Origin of the sequence: Vibrio sp. J383 (assembly GCF_023503985.1) — a bacterium.
GTDB lineage: Bacteria > Pseudomonadota > Gammaproteobacteria > Enterobacterales > Vibrionaceae > Vibrio > Vibrio splendidus.
Genome location: NZ_CP097293.1, coordinates 1250732 through 1268749 on the forward strand (window position 1 = coordinate 1250732; position 18018 = coordinate 1268749).

The following is an 18018-nucleotide window of genomic DNA, read 5'->3' on the forward strand; positions in this document are numbered from 1 at the left end:
GTGTTTCCCTCCCGTATTCTCTAGGTTTCACTTAAATCATAGATGAGTTAAATTTGTTCGATTTGGTTGTTCCAATCGTGTTTTGAAGAGTGATTTCTAGAAGTGAGTTCGAGTTAAATGAAAACTTCCGTTGTTGATTTGTGGCTATGTTCTCTGAGTCATTTAAATGACCAGCCAGACAATGTATCGCAGCTCAAAAAGAGACTGACAGCCGATGAAATAGCTAAAGTTGAGCGCTATCGAATGCCCTCATCTCAAATTCAGGCTCTGTATGTTCGAAATTACCTAAGAAAGGTGCTGTCTCGCTATTCTGATTTGATGCCTGAAGCGTGGCGCTTTGAATATGGCGAGAAAGGAAAGCCAAGTTTAGTCGCCAAACAGCAACTCAAGACGGGGTTAAATTTCAATATTAGTCATAGCAAAGAACATTTGTTGATTGCAGTTTGCCAGATAGAAGGGAAGCAAGTTCAATTGGGTGTTGATATTGAACACGCAAGAAGTTCGACCAATATCGACTCGATCATGAAGCACTACTTTTCAGATAAAGAATTGGCGGATTTACTTGAGCTCAGCAAAGAAGAACAGAGAGAGCGTTTTTTCGATCTGTGGGCGTTGAAAGAGTCGTACATCAAAGCGACGGGTAAGGGGCTAGCCACATCGTTGCGAAGCTTTTCGTTCGAATTCTCCAATCTGACGGAGCAAACATTGCCAATTCACGCTTCGGATTTTCAGCCAAACTTGCAGGATGAAATTAGATTGTATCGCGAAATCAGGCTAGATAGCGGGATTGGGTTGGATTTGGGTTCTTATCAACAAGACGATATTTCTACAGATTGGCAATGTTGCTTGGGTCGATTAGATGACCAGTATCGTTTCGCCGTGACTCTTGGTGGGAATTTGCTACCCATGCAGATAGAGATGAGAACCTTTTCGTCGTCTCATCTCCTTTAAGCTAGTTTGGTGAGGCAAAATTAACTCGTTTCGCCAAGCATCGCTTTTAATACTTCAGCAGGCACGGGCTGCAGTTGCTTGTCTTTGTCTAAACAGACCATTTCGATATCACCAATCACCGCGGGTTTGGTTGCATCTTTACGCCACACTTCTTGTCGCCATAGCGTTTTGTATTTGCCATCAAGTTCAAAAGAGGTTCGGATGTCGCAGATCTCAGCGAATTCAACACCATCTTGAAAAGTCATGTTGGCTTTATAGACCGCAAAACCTAGTCCGTGCTCGTTCCACAATTCCGCCAATTTATCGCTACCCAAGACATGTTCGCGCGCACGCTCAAAGTACTTTAGAAAGTTAGGGTGATAAACCACACCTGAGTGATCGGTATCTTCATAGTAAATTTGTACTGGGTGATGGTAGATCTGACTCATTGGTATCAACTCTTATTAAGTGTAAATCTGACTAAGTTGTGCAGCACTCTACAGGATAGGTCGAAATTACTTCAAGGTATCATCGGCAATGTGGCTCTTGGTCAGACCTCATTCGGCCTTATTCATTACTAGGGCGTGTTGACCTTTCGTGGTTAAATTTTGTTCGAGATAAAAGCGTTTTAATCGCGGCGAGGGGGAAGTAGCCTAGTCATTCTAAGCAAATCTCCCTCAACAAAGAGTAAAACGCTTTTAGCCGAACCCTTCGGGCAGCGTTTGCTGGTCATTTCTACTACGTTATCGGCTTCTCATGTAGGCTAGCTACACATCAAAGCCTTTGCCTTGTATAAATACCCAGCAACTCGCTGCAAAAATCAGCTCGAAAGGTCAACACGCCCTAATATGTTGGTCAACTCCCACCCATTTACAAATATTCTATGTGTCATTTCCCACCCATTGATTTTTGCAGCGAGTTGGTGATTGCAGCAGGCAGATATCATGAAGCCTTATGGTTAAAGGGTTGTTAATGATTTGTGTCAATGTGGCGCGCTAATTGCCTTAGTGAAAGCACGCAGTTCCCATTGAAGGGCTGTTTTGTTTACTAAGGAGAATAATAATGTTTAAGCCTCTTACCCTGCTGTCTGTCTCTGCTCTGGCGCTCACAAGTTTTAATGCTGCTGCAAACTGTGATCCAGGTGAAATCGTGATTAAATTCAGTCATGTAACCAATACCGATAAGCACCCGAAAGGCATTGCCGCTTCTTTACTGGAAGAGCGAGTAAACACGGAAATGAATGGCAAAGCTTGTATGCAAGTTTTCCCTAACTCAACACTTTACGATGATAATAAGGTACTGGAAGCCCTGTTAAATGGTGATGTTCAAATGGCGGCGCCATCGTTGTCTAAATTTGAGAAGTTCACTAAGAAATACCGCATTTTTGACCTTCCTTTCCTATTTGAAGACGTAGAAGCCGTTGACCGTTTCCAAAACTCAGAATCTGGCGAAAAACTGAAGAATGCGATGAAGCGTCGTGGCCTTCAAGGTCTAGCGTTTTGGCACAATGGCATGAAACAGATGTCGGCGAATAAGCCTCTTATCAACCCTGAAGACGCGGAAGGTTTGAAATTCCGTGTTCAAGCATCAGACGTATTGGTGGCTCAGTTTGAACAACTAGGCGCTAACCCACAGAAGATGTCTTTCAAAGAAGTTTATGGTGGCCTGCAAACTAAGGTTATCGATGGTCAAGAGAACACATGGTCAAACATCTACGGTAAGAAGTTCTTTGAAGTACAAGACGGCGTAACTGAAACCAATCACGGTATCTTGGATTACCTAGTTGTAACGTCAAACGACTTCTGGAAAGACCTACCTGAAGAAGTACGTACACAGCTTGGCACTATCGTTCAAGAAGTCTCTGAAACACGTAATGCAGAATCTTCAAAAGTTAACCTAGCGAACAAAAATAACATCATCGAAGCCGGTGGTGAGGTTCGTACACTTACGCCTGAACAGCGTGAAGCATGGGTCGCTGCACTTCAACCAGTATGGAAGAAGTTTGAAAAAGACATCGGTTCAGACCTTATCGATGCAGCGTTAGCTTCAAACCAATAACACCGCTAAGGGAGTGGCGTGCATTTCGCCACTCCTTATTAAAATAACTATAAGCGGAGTCAATTATGGATAATCCTCAAATGGAACAACCAAATTCTAGCGAATCAGCACTGGAAACCTCTTTTTTTTCCAAAGTCGGAAGAGTTACAGATGTGATTGAAGAGTCATTAATCGCATTTTTCCTTGGCGCAATGACGCTACTTACTTTTGCCAATGTGGTATTCAGATACGCATTCAATGGCAATATCTTGTGGGCACTAGAACTGACTGTGTTCATGTTCGCTTGGATGGTGTTAGTGGGCGCATCTTATGGCGTTAAAAAACACTTCCACATTGGCGTTGATGTGATCATCAACCTTGCCCCAGAAAAGCTACGTAAAGTGTATGCGTTAATCGCTGTCACAAGCTGCCTAGCATTCTCAATCTTACTTCTTATCGGTTCTTGGAATTACTGGTACCCGTTCGCGACTGAGCGCGCTTGGTACGAGACCGATGATATTCCAATGCCCGAGATGCTTCAGTTTCTTGCTGACTGGCTGAATGAAGGCGAGCGATACGAGAAACTGCCACGTTTTATTCCTTATATGGCGCTGCCGATTGGTATGGCAATGCTGACGTTCCGATTCATCCAAATCGCTTATCAAGTGGCGACGGGCAAGCTTGACCGCATGATTGCAGGCCATGAAGCCGAAGAAGAGCTGGATGCATTGAAAGCTGATGTGTTAGCGGGTTCTGATGAAGACGCGACAGCGGTATTGGATTCGACTAAGCAAAACAAGGCGAACGAGTCGGGTACAAAATCTAACGGTAAGGAAGGCTAATCATGGCAATGTTATTTCTATTTTTAATGGTAATTGCTTTCATGTTGGTCGGTGTACCAATTGCGATTTCCCTTGGTTTATCGAGCGTCATATTCTTGTTGATGCATTCAGATGCGTCATTAGCTTCAGTCGCACAAACGTTGTTCAATGCATTTGCAGGCCACTACACACTCTTAGCGATCCCTTTCTTTATCTTGGCCTCTAGCTTCATGTCCACAGGTGGTGTGGCGAAACGTATTATCCGTTTTGCTATCGCAATGGTCGGCTGGTTCCGCGGCGGTTTAGCGATGGCGTCGGTTGTGGCATGTATGATGTTCGCAGCGTTATCTGGGTCGTCTCCAGCAACGGTAGTAGCAATCGGTAGTATTGTTATCGCTGGTATGATCAAAAACGGCTACACAAAAGAATTTGCGGCAGGGGTTATCTGTAATGCGGGTACTTTGGGTATCTTGATTCCACCATCCATCGTTATGGTTGTTTACGCTGCGGCGACGGATGTATCTGTAGGTCGCATGTTCCTTGGCGGCGTTATTCCTGGCCTGTTGGCGGGTGTGATGTTGATGATTGCTATCTACATTGCAGCACGTATTAAGAAGATTCCTGCACAGCCGTTTGTGGGCTGGGGTGAGATGTTCGCAGCAGCAAAAGACGCAAGTTGGGGTCTGCTACTGATTGTCATCATTTTGGGTGGTATCTACGGCGGTATCTTTACACCGACGGAAGCGGCGGCAGTGGCAGCAGTTTACGCGTTCTTTATTGCCAACTTTATCTATAAAGATATGGGGCCTTTCGCTGACAAGAAGAATACAAAGCCTGCTTTGGTTAAGGTGTTCCAAACCTTCTTCCATAAAGATACCAAAGACACGCTCTATGATGCAGGTAAGCTGACGATCATGCTGCTGTTTATCATTGCCAATGCTCTGATTCTTAAGCATGTACTGACAGAGGAACGCATTCCTCAGATGATCACTGAGTCTATGCTTTCTGCAGGCTTAGGTCCGATCACCTTCTTGATTGTGGTGAACGTTCTACTCTTGATTGGTGGGCAGTTCATGGAGCCATCAGGCTTGCTGATCATCGTTGCGCCATTGGTATTCCCAATTGCAATTGCACTGGGCATCGACCCAATTCACCTTGGCATCATGATGGTGGTGAACATGGAGATAGGGATGATAACGCCGCCTGTTGGGCTCAATTTGTTTGTGACTGCCGGGGTTGCCAAGATGTCGATGATGAACGTGGTAAAAGCAGCGTTGCCGTGGGTTGGCGTGATGTTCTTGTTCTTGATTATCGTAACTTACGTACCTTGGGTATCAACATGGTTACCGACCACGTTGATGGGGCCAGAGATCATCACTAAGTAGATAGTGAAGTAACAACGAAGTGATGAGGAGGGTTAAACCTCCTCATCGATAATCTTGCCATATCTAGAGCCTGAATCAATCTGCTCATAGAGCGCTCTTTTTGCCTCTAATTCTGGCGTGTATAGATCGACATGATTGTCAGTATAAAAAATACCATCTATCTCGAAAGTATCGGTGATCGAGGGAACTCTTGTTTTCTCACCCATAGTTATGTCCTTATTACTTTGATTGCATAACATCCTGTTATCAAAATAAGTATAGGTGATCTTGCTCCCAAATCTAATTTAGTTTTCGTTTTGTCTGTATGACTCTTTCACTAGATGGTGTTTTTGCATCTTATCGTAGAGTGTTTTTCGGGGAAGTTGCAGCCTATCCATCGTCTCTTTTATGCTGCCATTACACTCAATAAGCGCTTGCTTTAACGTGTTTTTCTCAAAATCACAAACCAGTTCTGCTAATGACAAATGTTGGGTCGACTCCGAAGTGCTGTCTGATAAGTGAGATAGCTTGCCTAAAAGTACGAAACGCTCCGCAGTGTTACGCAATTCTCGTACATTTCCCGGCCAATCGTGGGCTAAAAGCTCGTGCAGTTCTTTCTGTGGAATTGCCGGGGCTGTTTTGCCATAACGTGCCGCAGCGACCAGTAAGAAGTGGTGGAAGAGTGCTGGGATATCCTCTTGGCGGCTTCTCAACGGCGGTAAATCTAGGGTGACGACATTCAATCGGTAGTATAGGTCTTGTCTGAAAGTCCCTTCTTCAGCTGCCTTTTTCAAGTCAACTTTGGTTGCGGCGATTACTCGAATATCAAGTGGGACTAATCCGTTTGAGCCAACTCTTTCGATGACGCGTTCTTGCAAGACACGTAACAAGCGAATTTGTGCCTGCATCGGCATGGATTCGATCTCATCTAAGAATAGGGTTCCGCCTTGAGCAAACTCGAACTTGCCAATACGTTTACTCTCAGCACCTGTGAATGCGCCTTTTTCATGGCCATACAACTCACTTTCAATCAGATTTTCTGGAACCGCCCCGCAATTGACGGCAACAAAGTTTTGTTCTCGTCGACTGCTTTGCTCATGTAGGGATCGTGCGACTAATTCTTTGCCCGTGCCTGTCTCACCAAACAACAAAATATCGGCGTTAGTGTCGGCAACGTGGGTGATGATAGAACGCAGCTCGGTCATTGATTGCGTGTCACCAATGATTCTTGGTCCAAGCGCTTTACTGGCCTTGAGAGAGCGCTTCAATTCAAGATTCTCAAGGGTAAGTTGGCGTTTTTCTATCGCTCGCTTAGTGGTTTCGATTAGACGTTCATTGGCGAACGGCTTTTCAATGAAGTCATACGCGCCGTCTTGGATTGCTTGTACGGCCATGGAGATATCGCCGTGGCCAGTGATCATGATTACGGGGACTTCTTTGTCTTTGTGCATTACGGTGTTGAGCAAGTCATGCCCGGAAATACCCGGTAAACAGATATCAGTGATGATTACGTGGGGTAAGCCGTTCTCTTGAATTGCGAGCAGAGCAGATTCGGCATCGGGAAAGAACTCCGCTTCAATATCGGCGAGCTCAAAGCTCTGTTCAATCGCCATTCTTAGGTCGGATTCATCATCAATGAAATAGACGTGACACATAGTGATTCCTTTACTTCTTTGTATTCTGATTATCGCTGAGTTTTTTGCTTGTTGGTTGACTCGCTTGTTCAATAGCTAGCTTGCTAACGGTTTAATCTCAGTCTGTTGTTTTTGGTTTGGGTGTTGGTTTTTTTCTTTTTGTTCTTGCTCAACAAGGGGCAACTCTATGCTGAATCGAGCGCCACCTTGAGGGCTGTGACCGGTAACGAGCTTGCCGTTGATTCCGCTGATTATTTGTTGAGAAATCGATAACCCAAGTCCAAGTCCGTTTTTCTTGGTGGTATGGAAAGGTTCAAAAAAATCTCCGCTCGAAGAGGAAGTGAAGCCGGGGCCATTATCATCGACATGAATCAGCAAGGTGCTGGTTTGTTGATGGTCGGATTCCCTAACCTCTAACAGAATAGCTAATTGCTTGTCGCTTTGTTGTTCCATCGCCTGAATCGCGTTGGTCAGCAAATTAATGATCACTTGTTCCAATTGAATGGCGTTGGCGAGCACGCAAGCATCAAAGGTTTCAGGAAGCTCGTTGACCTTTACTCGTTCACTCTTGAGTTGTGGTTTCATCAGCTCTCTTGACGAGTGCAATACGGGAAGTATCTGCAACGTGTGTAGCTCTTCCGCGGTGGATTTCTTGGCGAAGGAGCGAAGCTGGTGGCTGATTTTCGCCATGCGATCAGTGAGCGCCGAGATTCGCGAGAGGTTGTCATCGACACGATCGGTCTTTTCTTTGGCAAGAAACAGTCGGCCGTTGTCGGCATAACTGCGAATCGCAGCGAGAGGGTTATTCAACTCATGGCTAATGCTTGCCGACATTTGCCCTAGCACCGCTAGTTTGGCGGCTTGGATGAGTTCGTCTTGTGTCTGCCTCAGTACATGTTCGGTTTCGATACGATGTTTAATCTCGACGTGCAGCTCTGATGTGCGCTCAAGTACTTGAAACTCTAGCTTTTGCTTGGCTTCAGATTGCAGCCTATCAATTTGGGCACGCCTTTGTTGTCGATGGTGATTGAGCTGCATCGTTAGATAAATAATCGCAAAGATAAGGCTCAAAACCACTAGGTAAGCCACCAGATCCCACCAAACTAAGTGGGTCGGAGAAAATACCCGTATGGTGAGTTTCGGTTCGGCTAAGAAGCGTGATGAGCTAAAGAATTGCTCTTGGACGAGCTTGTGCGGAGACTCAATATTGCTAGTCGCACTCTCGAAATTACCAGAGAAGTGAAGGCTTTCTATTTTGGTATCGAGATACTGCCTGCTTTCTTGAATTCGAGCTTGCTGTGCTTGGCTCAGCGGCTGAAGGCTTTTGAACAGCCATTCAGGATTACTCGACATGAATACGATTTGGTCTTTATCGTCAGCAACAAAAAAACTCTGTTTGCCTTTCCAACTTGCTTCAATCAGCGATAAATCCATCTTTACGACAATGACGCCAATAATCTCAGCGGCATAGGAGACGGGGTAAGAATAATAATAGCCTCGCTTCCCAGACGTTGAACCTAGCGCAAAATATTGATTTTCATTACCTTGAATGGCTTCTTGATAGTAGGGACGGAAAGCAAAGTTTCGACGAATAAAAGAATGCGGTTGATTCCAGTTACTGGCTGCGATAGTGGTGCCAATGCTGTCTAATAAATAAGTGTCGGACGCTTGAATCACCGAATTTACGTGCTCTAGATAGCGATTGGTGAGTTCGATTTGCGCAGAGTTACTTGGAGAGTGAAGGGCATCGACCAGTTCTTTGTCTTTTGAAAGCAGCTCTGGAATGTGCGCGAACTTATCCAATTGGCTTGAAATATGAACCGAAAAGCGGTCTAGCTTAGATTGATGATCATTTAACAAACTTTCATGACTTGTACTCCACACCCAATGACCGCCAAAGACCATCAGTAGACTGTATATGGCCATTAATAGTATTGGGATTCTAAAAGCTTGAAACATGAAGGCTCTCCGCTAATTTCTTTGGTAATCAATCAAGCCCGTCTTCTCTCATTTATGGTAGCAAATAGCGGTAGTTTTTGCTGAAAGGAGAAAGTCGACAGGTGGGGGTAGGTTAAGGGTTTGTAACGGGGATTGTTGAAAAAGTTATCGACTCTGAGGGGTAAAACAAGAGCAAGATCTCTTTTTAAGGTTTTTAGCAAAAAAAGCCCTCGATTCCCTTGAAAAAGTCGCTATTGTCCCCATTTCTGTTGTGCTAAGTGATGATTTGATCGTTTTTGTATCATTTAGTTGGACGAATTTAGAGCATTCATCATCATGCAGAGGTGAACGGCTCGACAGAGATTAAACAGATCGCTAGAATGTCGCATCTAAAATTTCTGTCCTGAGGCTAATCGGAGATACCTTTCTTGTTTCCGAAAACAAGCTTCACTGCTTTTTATAAGTGCGTGAAAACGTTTTATAACTGCGTGAGAACGTTCAATAAGCATGTGAAGAACGAAGATATCGCTGATTAGTCTGGTGTTTGGTTGAATAATCAATTCAGACATCAATGCTCGATTTTAAATTAGGTGTTCGGATAGAGCACTACACAAGAATGCAGCCAACAACGTCGGCTTTTGAATTAAAGCTAAGTTACGGCTCATATGCTCAGATTACTGAGCCAGTTTTGAGGTTTATATAATGCAAGTTACTGTTGAAACGCTAGAAGGCCTAGAGCGCCGTCTTAATATTACTGTTCCTGCTGCTAACATCGAAGATGCAGTTACAGCTGAACTACGCAACATCGCGAAAAACCGTCGTTTCGATGGTTTCCGTAAAGGCAAAGTGCCTATGAAGATGGTTGCTAAAATGTACGGCAAAGCAGTACGTCAAGACGTGATGGGCGAAGTAATGCAACGTCACTTCATCGAAGCGATCGTTAAAGAGAAAATCAACCCAGCTGGCGCACCTACTTTCGCACCAGTTGAAAACAACGAAGGCGCTGACCTAGTATTCAACGCAACTTTTGAAGTTTACCCAGAAGTTGAGCTGAAAGGTCTAGAAAACATCACTGTTGAGAAACCAGCAGTAGAAGTTAAAGAAGCTGACGTTGAAGAGATGATCGAAACTCTACGTAAGCAACAAGCAACTTGGACTGAAGTTGAAGCTGCTGCTGACGCTGGTTCTCGTGCAACTATCGACTTCGTTGGTTCTATCGACGGTGAAGAGTTCGAAGGCGGTAAAGCTGAGAACTTCCCACTAGAGATGGGTGCTGGTCGCATGATCCCTGGTTTTGAAGACGGTATCGTTGGTAAAACAGCAGGTATGGAATTCGAAATCGAAGTAAACTTCCCAGAAGATTACCACGCTGAAAACCTAAAAGGTAAAGCTGCTAAGTTCTCTATCAAGCTGAACAAAGTTGAAGCTCGTGAACTTCCAGAACTAAACGAAGAATTCGTTTCTAAGTTCGGCGCAGCTGAAGGCGTTGAAGGCCTTAAAGCTGAAGTTCGTAAGAACATGGAGCGTGAGCTTAAGCAAGCTGTTAAGAACCGCATCAAAGAGCAAGCAATCGACGGTCTAGTTAACGAAAACAACATCGACGTACCTTCTGCTCTAATCGATCAAGAGATCGGTGTTCTACGTCAACAAGCTGCTCAACGTTTTGGTGGCAACACTGAAGCTGCTGACCAACTTCCACGTGAGCTGTTCGAAGAGCAAGCTAAACGTCGCGTAGTTGTAGGTCTTCTTCTTGGTGAAGTAATCAAGACTGAAGAACTAAAAGCTGACGACGAGAAAGTTAAAGCTATCATCGAAGAGATGGCTACAGCATACGAAGATCCAACAGAAGTTATTGCTTACTACGAGCAAAACGAGCAAATGATGAACAACATGCGCAATGTTGCTCTAGAAGAGCAAGCTATTGATGCAATCATCGCTAAAGCTCAAGTTTCTGATAAAGAAGTTAGCTTCAACGAGCTAATGAATCAGCAACCTGCTTAATATAGTAATATCTGACGTAGAAGGTTGACGTACGGTCAACAATTCTGCTAACAATGGTCCGTATGATTTAATCATTCGGGCCATTTATTTTAGGGACATAAGAATATGAGCTACCAAGAAAAAAATACAATGCCATCGATTATGGACGCACTAGTTCCTATGGTGGTTGAACAGACTTCCCGTGGTGAACGTTCTTACGATATTTATTCTCGTCTATTAAAAGAACGTATCATTTTCTTAACAGGTCAAGTGGAAGACCACATGGCAAACCTTGTCGTGGCTCAACTGCTTTTCTTGGAATCAGAAAACCCAGACAAAGATATCTATCTTTACATCAACTCACCTGGCGGTAGCGTAACAGCGGGCATGTCTATCTACGACACAATGCAGTTCATCAAGCCAAACGTGAGCACAGTATGTATGGGTCAAGCTTGCTCTATGGGTGCATTCTTACTAGCGGGTGGTACTCCTGGTAAGCGTCACGTGCTTCCAAACTCACGTGTAATGATTCACCAGCCACTTGGCGGCTTCCAAGGCCAAGCGTCTGATATTCAAATTCACGCGCAAGAGATCCTAACGATCAAACAAAAGCTAAACAAACTATTGGCAGAGCACACTGGTCAGCCTTTAGAAGTTGTTGAGCGTGATACAGATCGTGATAATTTTATGTCTGCTGATCAAGCAGTAGAATACGGCTTGGTAGATTCAGTTCTTAATCACCGCGGTCAATAATTGCACGGCAATTGTTTAACGCAAAGTGATTCAAATTGATATACACTCAAGCATAGAGAGTAAAGGCTAAGAGGTTAGCGAATGACAGACAAAAGCAAAGAGGGTGGTAGCGGTAAACTGCTTTACTGCTCTTTCTGTGGCAAAAGCCAACACGAAGTTCGCAAGTTAATCGCAGGTCCTTCTGTTTACATTTGTGATGAATGTGTCGATCTTTGTAACGACATTATTCGTGAAGAAATTAAAGATGTTCTTCCTAAGAAAGAATCGGAATCGCTGCCAACGCCGCGTGAGATTCGTGAGCATCTTGACGACTATGTAATCGGTCAAGAATACGCGAAGAAAGTGCTAGCAGTTGCGGTATACAACCACTACAAGCGTTTGCGTAATGGTGACACGACAGCTGAAGGCGTAGAGCTAGGTAAGAGTAACATTCTTCTTATCGGTCCTACTGGTAGTGGTAAAACGCTACTGGCTGAAACACTGGCTCGTTTCCTAGACGTTCCATTCACAATGGCAGATGCAACAACATTAACCGAAGCCGGTTATGTGGGCGAAGATGTTGAAAACATCATCCAGAAGTTGCTTCAGAAGTGTGATTATGACGTAGCGAAAGCAGAACGCGGCATTGTTTACATCGATGAAATCGACAAGATTTCTCGTAAAGCTGAAAACCCATCAATCACGCGTGACGTGTCTGGTGAAGGTGTACAGCAAGCTCTACTTAAACTTGTTGAAGGTACAGTTGCTTCAGTTCCACCTCAAGGTGGTCGTAAGCATCCACAGCAAGAGTTCTTGCAAGTGGACACGTCTAAGATCCTATTTATTTGTGGCGGAGCGTTCTCTGGCCTAGATAAAGTGATTGAGCAACGTGTAGAAAAAGGTTCGAGCATCGGTTTTGGCGCAGAAGTGCGTTCAAAAGATGAAGCAAAAACTGTGGGTGAACTGTTCACTCAAGTTGAACCTGAAGATCTCGTGAAGTACGGTCTAATTCCGGAATTCATTGGTCGTCTACCCGTGACAACGACACTGACAGAACTTGACGAAGAAGCTCTAGTTCAAATTCTTTGTGAACCGAAGAATGCGCTTACTAAGCAGTACGCAGCATTATTTGAAATCGAAGAGACTGAATTAGAATTCCGCGACGATGCTCTACGTGCAATTGCGAAGAAAGCAATGGAACGTAAAACGGGTGCTCGTGGTCTGCGTTCTATCTTAGAGGGTGTTCTACTAGAAACTATGTACGAACTGCCATCTTCGACAGATGTAAGCAAGGTTGTGATAGATGAGTCGGTAATTAATGGTGAGTCAGAACCACTGTTGATTTACAGCAACTCAGATAACCAAGCAGCGGTTGCAGAGTAGGTCTTTTTTAGACAAGTCACTCAAATTGAAAAAGGAGGTAAGCAATTACCTCCTTTTTTTTATTCTTCCATTGAATCCAGTCGTTTAAGCCCCATATACTGCTTTATAAGTTAAAGCGGAAGAGAGAAATATATGAACTTGGAACGTTCCGAGCGTATCGAAATCCCCGTGCTACCTCTACGTGATGTAGTGGTTTACCCACACATGGTTATTCCATTGTTTGTCGGTCGTGAAAAATCGATTACTTGCCTTGAATCGGCAATGGAAGCTAACAAACAAGTACTACTTGTAGCGCAGAAAGAAGCGGACACTGATGAGCCTTCAATCGACGACCTATTTAACGTAGGTACAGTCGCTACTATTCTTCAGTTGCTAAAGCTGCCTGATGGTACTGTGAAAGTACTTGTCGAAGGTCAGCAGCGTGCAAAAATTCACCAGTTCAAAGAGAGTGAGTTTTTCTTAGCGGATGCCGAATACGTTGTAACCTCAGAACTTGACGAAAAAGAACAAGAAGTGGTTGTTCGCAGCGCGATCAATCAATTCGAAGGCTTTATTAAGCTAAACAAAAAAATCCCACCAGAAGTTCTAACGTCTCTGAACGGTATTGATGAGGCTGCACGCCTAGCCGATACGATTGCAGCGCACATGCCACTTAAATTGGTTGATAAGCAGCACGTTCTAGAAATCGCAGATGTGACTGAACGTCTGGAATTCTTAATGGGCCAGATGGAGTCAGAAATTGACATCCTGCAAGTTGAAAAACGCATTCGTGGCCGCGTTAAGAAGCAGATGGAGAAATCTCAGCGCGAGTACTACCTGAATGAGCAAATGAAAGCGATTCAGAAAGAACTGGGCGAGATGGATGACGCACCTGATGAATTCGAGACTCTGAAGAAGAAGATCGAAGATTCAAAAATGCCTCAAGAAGCTCGTGAAAAAACCGAGCAAGAACTGCAAAAACTGAAAATGATGTCGCCAATGTCTGCTGAAGCAACAGTAGTACGTAGCTACATTGATTGGATGGTTGGTGTTCCTTGGGCTAAGCGTTCAAAAGTTAAAAAGAATTTAGCGAAAGCGGAAGAGATCTTGAATGAAGACCACTACGGCTTAGAGCGTGTTAAAGAACGTATCCTTGAATACTTGGCAGTACAAAATCGAATTAACAAGCTAAAAGGTCCAATCCTTTGTCTTGTTGGTCCTCCTGGTGTCGGTAAAACCTCGCTAGGCCGTTCGATTGCAGCGGCAACGGGCCGTAAGTACACTCGTATGGCTCTTGGTGGCGTACGTGACGAAGCGGAAATCCGCGGTCACCGTCGTACTTACATCGGTTCACTTCCGGGTAAACTGATCCAGAAGATGTCTAAAGTTGGTGTTAAGAACCCACTGTTCCTATTAGATGAAATCGATAAGATGTCTTCTGATATGCGTGGCGACCCGTCTTCAGCGCTTCTAGAAGTGTTAGATCCAGAGCAAAACGTTGCATTCAACGATCACTACCTAGAAGTAGATTACGATCTGTCAGACGTCATGTTTGTTGCAACGTCTAACTCAATGGACATTCCAGGCCCGTTACTGGACCGTATGGAAGTGATTCGTCTGTCGGGTTACACAGAAGATGAAAAGCTGAACATCGCTAAAAGTCACTTACTGGACAAACAAGTCCAACGTAACGGTCTTAAGCCTCACGAGATTAATATCGAAGATTCAGCTATCGTTGGCATTATTCGTTATTACACGCGTGAAGCGGGTGTGCGTAATCTAGAGCGTGAAATCTCGAAGATTTGTCGTAAAGCAGTTAAGAATATCTTGCTAGACAGCAGCCTTAAGTCTGTAACGGTTAATATTGATAACCTGAAAGAGTACTTAGGCGTCCAACGTCATGATTTTGGTAAAGCGGATGAGAGTAACCGTATCGGTCAAGTGACTGGTTTAGCGTGGACTCAAGTGGGTGGTGATCTACTGACTATCGAAACTGAATCAATGCCAGGTAAAGGTAAGCTAACGCAAACCGGTTCTCTTGGCGATGTGATGAAAGAGTCGATTCAAGCAGCCATGACTGTGGTTCGTTCTCGTGCGGAAAATCTGGGTATTAACACAGATTTCTACGAGAAACGTGATATTCACGTTCACGTACCGGAAGGTGCAACACCAAAAGATGGCCCAAGTGCGGGTATCGCAATGTGTACTGCATTGGTATCCAGTCTAACGGGTAATCCTGTGAAAGCTGAGGTCGGTATGACAGGTGAAATTACCCTTCGTGGTGAAGTTTTACCTATCGGTGGCTTGAAAGAAAAACTGCTTGCAGCACACCGTGGCGGCATCAAAACTGTCTTGATTCCTAAAGACAATGAGCGTGATTTGGAAGAGATTCCAGACAATGTAATCGCTGACTTAAAGGTGATTCCGGTCCAATGGATTGATGAAGTACTTAAAGTCGCGCTAGAACGAGATCCGTCAGGGGTCGAGTTTGACGTGAAAAAATAGTGATGCATAGCAAAAATAAGTAAAGAATTACGCTGATAGACCCGAAAAGGCTTGTCAGCGTTTTTTTTGGACGCTAAGTTATTTGACTAAAGCGGCAGCCCTTTTGCAATAAGGCTTGCGGCTAAATTAAAACCAAAATGGAACGTACAGTCATCGAGAAGTAGTCACAGATGACACATAGGGGAAAAACAGTGAATAAAACACAACTAGTAGAATCAATCGCAGAAAACGCAGACATCTCTAAAGCTTCAGCTGGTCGCGCTCTAGACGCTTTCATCGAAGCAGTTGGCACAACGCTACAATCAGGTGACCAAGTTGCACTTGTTGGCTTTGGTACTTTCAGTGTTCGTACTCGTGCTGCTCGTACAGGTCGTAACCCAAAAACTGGTGAAGAGATCCAAATCGCAGAAGCTAAAGTACCTGGCTTCAAAGCAGGTAAAGCACTTAAAGACGCATGTAACTAATTTTCACTGCTGAAACCTCGCTTTTAGAGAGGGGAAGGCAGTAAAATGCGTTTACTGTTTGAAAAATGATGTTTCATTCTTAGACAGTATGTGTGCAAAGCACATTGAACTTATTTAAATTATGCGCATCCTACTGATGCGCATTTCTTTTTCTGATAATATCGCGTGAATAGATTTTTATTTTGAAGCCAATGCTTCATATCCGGAGAGCACTTAAATTATGATGGATCGATTACGCGAAGGCGTGAATAGCATCGCGGTAAAAATTATCCTTGGGTTGATTATCCTGTCATTCGTATTCGCAGGTGTAGGCAGCTACATCACCGGTGGCGGTAACAACGCAGCAGCTAAAGTTGGCAACACAGAAATTGCTCGTGGTGAGTTCGAACAAGCTTACCAAAACGAACGTAATCGTATGCAGTCTCAACTTGGCGATTACTTCGCTCAAATGCTTGCAGACTCTGCATACGTAGAGTCTTTCCGTAAATCAGTACTTGATCGCATGATCAACGATGTTCTACTTGAGCAGCAAGCTGAGTCACTAGGCTTACGAATCAGTGATTCTCAAATCCGTACAATGATTCTAGAAATGCCTCAGTTCCAAACTGCTGGTCAATTTGATCAAGAAGTTTACCAATCAGCACTGCGTCGTGCAGGTTTCAGCGCAGAAAGCTTCGCTGAATACATGCGTCGTGACCTAATGCGTAACCAGCTTGTGACTGCGCTTCAAGGCAGTGAATTTGTTCTTCAAGGTGAAATCGATACTCAGAGCAAGCTTATTGCTCAAACTCGTGACATTCGTACAGTGACCTTGTCTGTTGCTGATCTAGCGAAAGGCATCGAACTAACTGACGAGCAAATCGAACAGTACTATTCTGAGAACCCTCAAGCTTACACTCGTCCAGAGCAAGCTAAGGTGTCTTACATCGAGCTTTCAGCTGAAGCACTTAAGTCTCAGCTTGAAGTAAGCGATGAAGAAGCACAGAAATACTACCAAGAGCACCTAGACAAGTACTCAACTGAAGAGCAACGTAAAGTTAGCCACATCCTAGTTCAAGGCGACGACGAAGCGAAAGCTCAGTCAATCCTAGACGAGCTAAATGCAGGCGCTGATTTTGCTACGCTAGCGGAAGAGAAATCTGACGACTTCGGTAGTGCAGATGTTGGCGGTGACTTAGGTTGGATTGAACGCGATGTTATGGACCCAGCATTCGAAGACGCGGCTTTCGCTCTTGAGAATATTGGCGATACTACTGGCCTAGTTAAATCTGATTTTGGCTACCACATCATCAAGCTAGACGAAGTAAAAGCGTCTCAAGCTCAGCCTTATACAGAAGTCGCGGCTGAGATTAAGCAAGAACTACTAGACCAGCATGCTGTAGACCAGTTCTACGAACAGCAAACTGAGCTAGAGAAAGTAGCGTTTGAATTCCCAGATTCTTTGGATGACTCTGCTGAAGCTATCAATGCGAAGATCACGACAACAGATTTCATCTCTCAAGTTGACGCTCCGGAAGTTCTGATGACGCCTGCAGTTATGCAAGCTATCTTGAGCCCTGAAGTGAAAGAAGACGGTCTGAACTCTGAAGTTATCGAAGTTGCACCTGAGCACGTGATTGTTGTTCGTGTAGAAGAGACTCGCGACGAGACAGTTCTTCCTCTAGCTGAAGTGAAAGATCAAGTTGTCGCTGCATTGTCTGCTGTACAAGCTGAGCAACAAGCAGTTGAGCTAGGTGTTTCTCTAGTGAACGAGCTTAAGCAAGGTAACGAAGCAGTACTTGCAGATAACAACCTTGAGTTCACTGAACTTGAAACGATTGACCGTAACTCGCCACTAGCGGCGTCTGTATTCGCTCTAGCGAAACCAGAAGCAGGTCAAGCTGTGTTCGGTCAATCTAAAGACCAAGACGGTAATATCGTTGTTGTTGAGCTTTCTAAAGTAACGGCTGAAATCAACCCAGCTTACAGCACTCAAATTGGTGCACAGTTGGAACGAGTTGGTAATCAGCAAGACCTTACTAATGTACTAAACGTACTGCGTAAAAATGCAGACGTTGAATACTATGTAGTGGGTCAAGGTCAGTAAGCTCAGGTTAGCTTGAGTTAGATTAGCTCGGTAGTTAAGCCTGTTTGGTGGCTGACTACCGAGAATCAACATGTGATGGTTGTTGTTTTGCAAATTAGGTTTATTCGATAAATAAGAATTGCGAGCCAACAAACAAGCTGATGAAAACAAGATGTATAACGAAGC

Annotated in this window: 14 protein-coding genes and 1 pseudogene; 11 read left to right on the forward strand and 4 right to left on the reverse strand. The window is 44.3% G+C overall.

Annotated elements, in window-relative coordinates; all coding sequences use genetic code 11:
• The first annotated feature begins 117 nt into the window (after nucleotides 1-117).
• Entirely contained in the window at nucleotides 118-951 is an 834-nt protein-coding gene (locus M4S28_RS05635) for a 4'-phosphopantetheinyl transferase family protein (RefSeq protein WP_249632447.1), read from the forward strand.
• 20 nt (nucleotides 952-971) lie between these two features.
• Here the strand turns inward: M4S28_RS05635 and M4S28_RS05640 are convergent, their stop codons facing one another.
• Nucleotides 972-1379 (reverse strand): thioesterase family protein, encoded by a 408-nt coding sequence (locus M4S28_RS05640; protein ID WP_004736070.1) that lies wholly within the window; start codon nucleotides 1377-1379, stop codon nucleotides 972-974.
• A 613-nt stretch (nucleotides 1380-1992) separates the two neighbouring features.
• Here M4S28_RS05640 and M4S28_RS05645 point away from each other — a divergent pair.
• From M4S28_RS05645 to M4S28_RS05655, 3 genes are all read left to right on the forward strand, one after another.
• Nucleotides 1993-2988, forward strand: coding sequence for a TRAP transporter substrate-binding protein (locus tag M4S28_RS05645; protein WP_249632448.1), 996 nt, complete (start codon nucleotides 1993-1995; stop codon nucleotides 2986-2988).
• A 65-nt stretch (nucleotides 2989-3053) separates the two neighbouring features.
• Nucleotides 3054-3809 (forward strand): TRAP transporter small permease, encoded by a 756-nt coding sequence (locus tag M4S28_RS05650; RefSeq protein WP_193836232.1) that lies wholly within the window; start codon nucleotides 3054-3056, stop codon nucleotides 3807-3809.
• A gap of 2 nt (nucleotides 3810-3811) precedes the next feature.
• Nucleotides 3812-5173, forward strand: coding sequence for a TRAP transporter large permease (locus M4S28_RS05655; RefSeq protein ID WP_004736074.1), 1362 nt, complete (start codon nucleotides 3812-3814; stop codon nucleotides 5171-5173).
• A 32-nt stretch (nucleotides 5174-5205) separates the two neighbouring features.
• On the opposite strand, the gene M4S28_RS05660 is transcribed toward M4S28_RS05655, so the two are convergent.
• The 3 genes from M4S28_RS05660 to M4S28_RS05670 all read right to left on the reverse strand — a co-directional run bounded on the left by M4S28_RS05660 (nucleotide 5206) and on the right by M4S28_RS05670 (nucleotide 8745).
• Nucleotides 5206-5379 carry a hypothetical protein gene (locus tag M4S28_RS05660; RefSeq protein WP_004736075.1) on the reverse strand — a complete coding sequence of 58 codons (174 nt, stop codon included), beginning with the start codon at nucleotides 5377-5379 and terminating at the stop codon, nucleotides 5206-5208.
• Between the two features lie 78 nt (nucleotides 5380-5457).
• The gene (locus tag M4S28_RS05665; RefSeq protein ID WP_004736076.1) at nucleotides 5458-6807 is read right to left on the reverse strand and encodes a sigma-54-dependent transcriptional regulator; all 1350 of its coding nucleotides are present in this window, start codon (nucleotides 6805-6807) and stop codon (nucleotides 5458-5460) included.
• Nucleotides 6808-6882: 75 nt separating this feature from the next.
• Nucleotides 6883-8745 (reverse strand): sensor histidine kinase, encoded by a 1863-nt coding sequence (locus M4S28_RS05670; RefSeq protein WP_215921876.1) that lies wholly within the window; start codon nucleotides 8743-8745, stop codon nucleotides 6883-6885.
• Nucleotides 8746-8908: 163 nt separating this feature from the next.
• On the opposite strand from M4S28_RS05670, the pseudogene M4S28_RS26530 reads away from it, so the two are divergent.
• The 7 genes and pseudogenes from M4S28_RS26530 to ppiD all read left to right on the forward strand — a co-directional run.
• A pseudogene (locus M4S28_RS26530) lies at nucleotides 8909-9091 on the forward strand (hypothetical protein); the annotation flags it as partial.
• A 335-nt stretch (nucleotides 9092-9426) separates the two neighbouring features.
• Nucleotides 9427-10725 carry a trigger factor gene (gene tig, locus M4S28_RS05675; protein WP_004736079.1) on the forward strand — a complete coding sequence of 433 codons (1299 nt, stop codon included), beginning with the start codon at nucleotides 9427-9429 and terminating at the stop codon, nucleotides 10723-10725.
• A gap of 105 nt (nucleotides 10726-10830) precedes the next feature.
• Nucleotides 10831-11457, forward strand: a complete 627-nt coding sequence (gene clpP / locus M4S28_RS05680; protein WP_004736080.1) for an ATP-dependent Clp endopeptidase proteolytic subunit ClpP — start codon at nucleotides 10831-10833, stop codon at nucleotides 11455-11457.
• A gap of 81 nt (nucleotides 11458-11538) precedes the next feature.
• Entirely contained in the window at nucleotides 11539-12819 is a 1281-nt protein-coding gene (gene clpX, locus M4S28_RS05685) for an ATP-dependent protease ATP-binding subunit ClpX (RefSeq protein WP_004736081.1), read from the forward strand.
• A 132-nt stretch (nucleotides 12820-12951) separates the two neighbouring features.
• Nucleotides 12952-15303 carry an endopeptidase La gene (gene lon, locus M4S28_RS05690; RefSeq protein WP_249632449.1) on the forward strand — a complete coding sequence of 784 codons (2352 nt, stop codon included), beginning with the start codon at nucleotides 12952-12954 and terminating at the stop codon, nucleotides 15301-15303.
• Between the two features lie 191 nt (nucleotides 15304-15494).
• Entirely contained in the window at nucleotides 15495-15767 is a 273-nt protein-coding gene (locus M4S28_RS05695) for an HU family DNA-binding protein (protein WP_004736083.1), read from the forward strand.
• 220 nt (nucleotides 15768-15987) lie between these two features.
• Nucleotides 15988-17853: a peptidylprolyl isomerase gene (ppiD, locus tag M4S28_RS05700; protein WP_249632450.1), complete on the forward strand. Its 1866-nt coding sequence runs from the start codon at nucleotides 15988-15990 to the stop codon at nucleotides 17851-17853.
• Nucleotides 17854-18018: the final 165 nt, after the last annotated feature.

Excerpts from the sequence above, each read along its gene's own strand:
- M4S28_RS05640 (WP_004736070.1), bottom strand. The coding sequence starts at position 1,379 with ATGAGTCAGATCTACCATCACCCAGTACAAATTTACTATGAAGATACC.
- M4S28_RS05660 (WP_004736075.1), bottom strand. The coding sequence starts at position 5,379 with ATGGGTGAGAAAACAAGAGTTCCCTCGATCACCGATACTTTCGAGATA.
- M4S28_RS05650 (WP_193836232.1), top strand. The coding sequence starts at position 3,054 with ATGGATAATCCTCAAATGGAACAACCAAATTCTAGCGAATCAGCACTG.
- M4S28_RS05635 (WP_249632447.1), top strand. The coding sequence starts at position 118 with ATGAAAACTTCCGTTGTTGATTTGTGGCTATGTTCTCTGAGTCATTTA.
- clpP (WP_004736080.1), top strand. The coding sequence starts at position 10,831 with ATGAGCTACCAAGAAAAAAATACAATGCCATCGATTATGGACGCACTA.
- ppiD (WP_249632450.1), top strand. The coding sequence starts at position 15,988 with ATGATGGATCGATTACGCGAAGGCGTGAATAGCATCGCGGTAAAAATT.
- lon (WP_249632449.1), top strand. The coding sequence starts at position 12,952 with ATGAACTTGGAACGTTCCGAGCGTATCGAAATCCCCGTGCTACCTCTA.
- tig (WP_004736079.1), top strand. The coding sequence starts at position 9,427 with ATGCAAGTTACTGTTGAAACGCTAGAAGGCCTAGAGCGCCGTCTTAAT.
- clpX (WP_004736081.1), top strand. The coding sequence starts at position 11,539 with ATGACAGACAAAAGCAAAGAGGGTGGTAGCGGTAAACTGCTTTACTGC.
- M4S28_RS05655 (WP_004736074.1), top strand. The coding sequence starts at position 3,812 with ATGGCAATGTTATTTCTATTTTTAATGGTAATTGCTTTCATGTTGGTC.
- M4S28_RS05645 (WP_249632448.1), top strand. The coding sequence starts at position 1,993 with ATGTTTAAGCCTCTTACCCTGCTGTCTGTCTCTGCTCTGGCGCTCACA.
- M4S28_RS05670 (WP_215921876.1), bottom strand. The coding sequence starts at position 8,745 with ATGTTTCAAGCTTTTAGAATCCCAATACTATTAATGGCCATATACAGT.
- M4S28_RS05665 (WP_004736076.1), bottom strand. The coding sequence starts at position 6,807 with ATGTGTCACGTCTATTTCATTGATGATGAATCCGACCTAAGAATGGCG.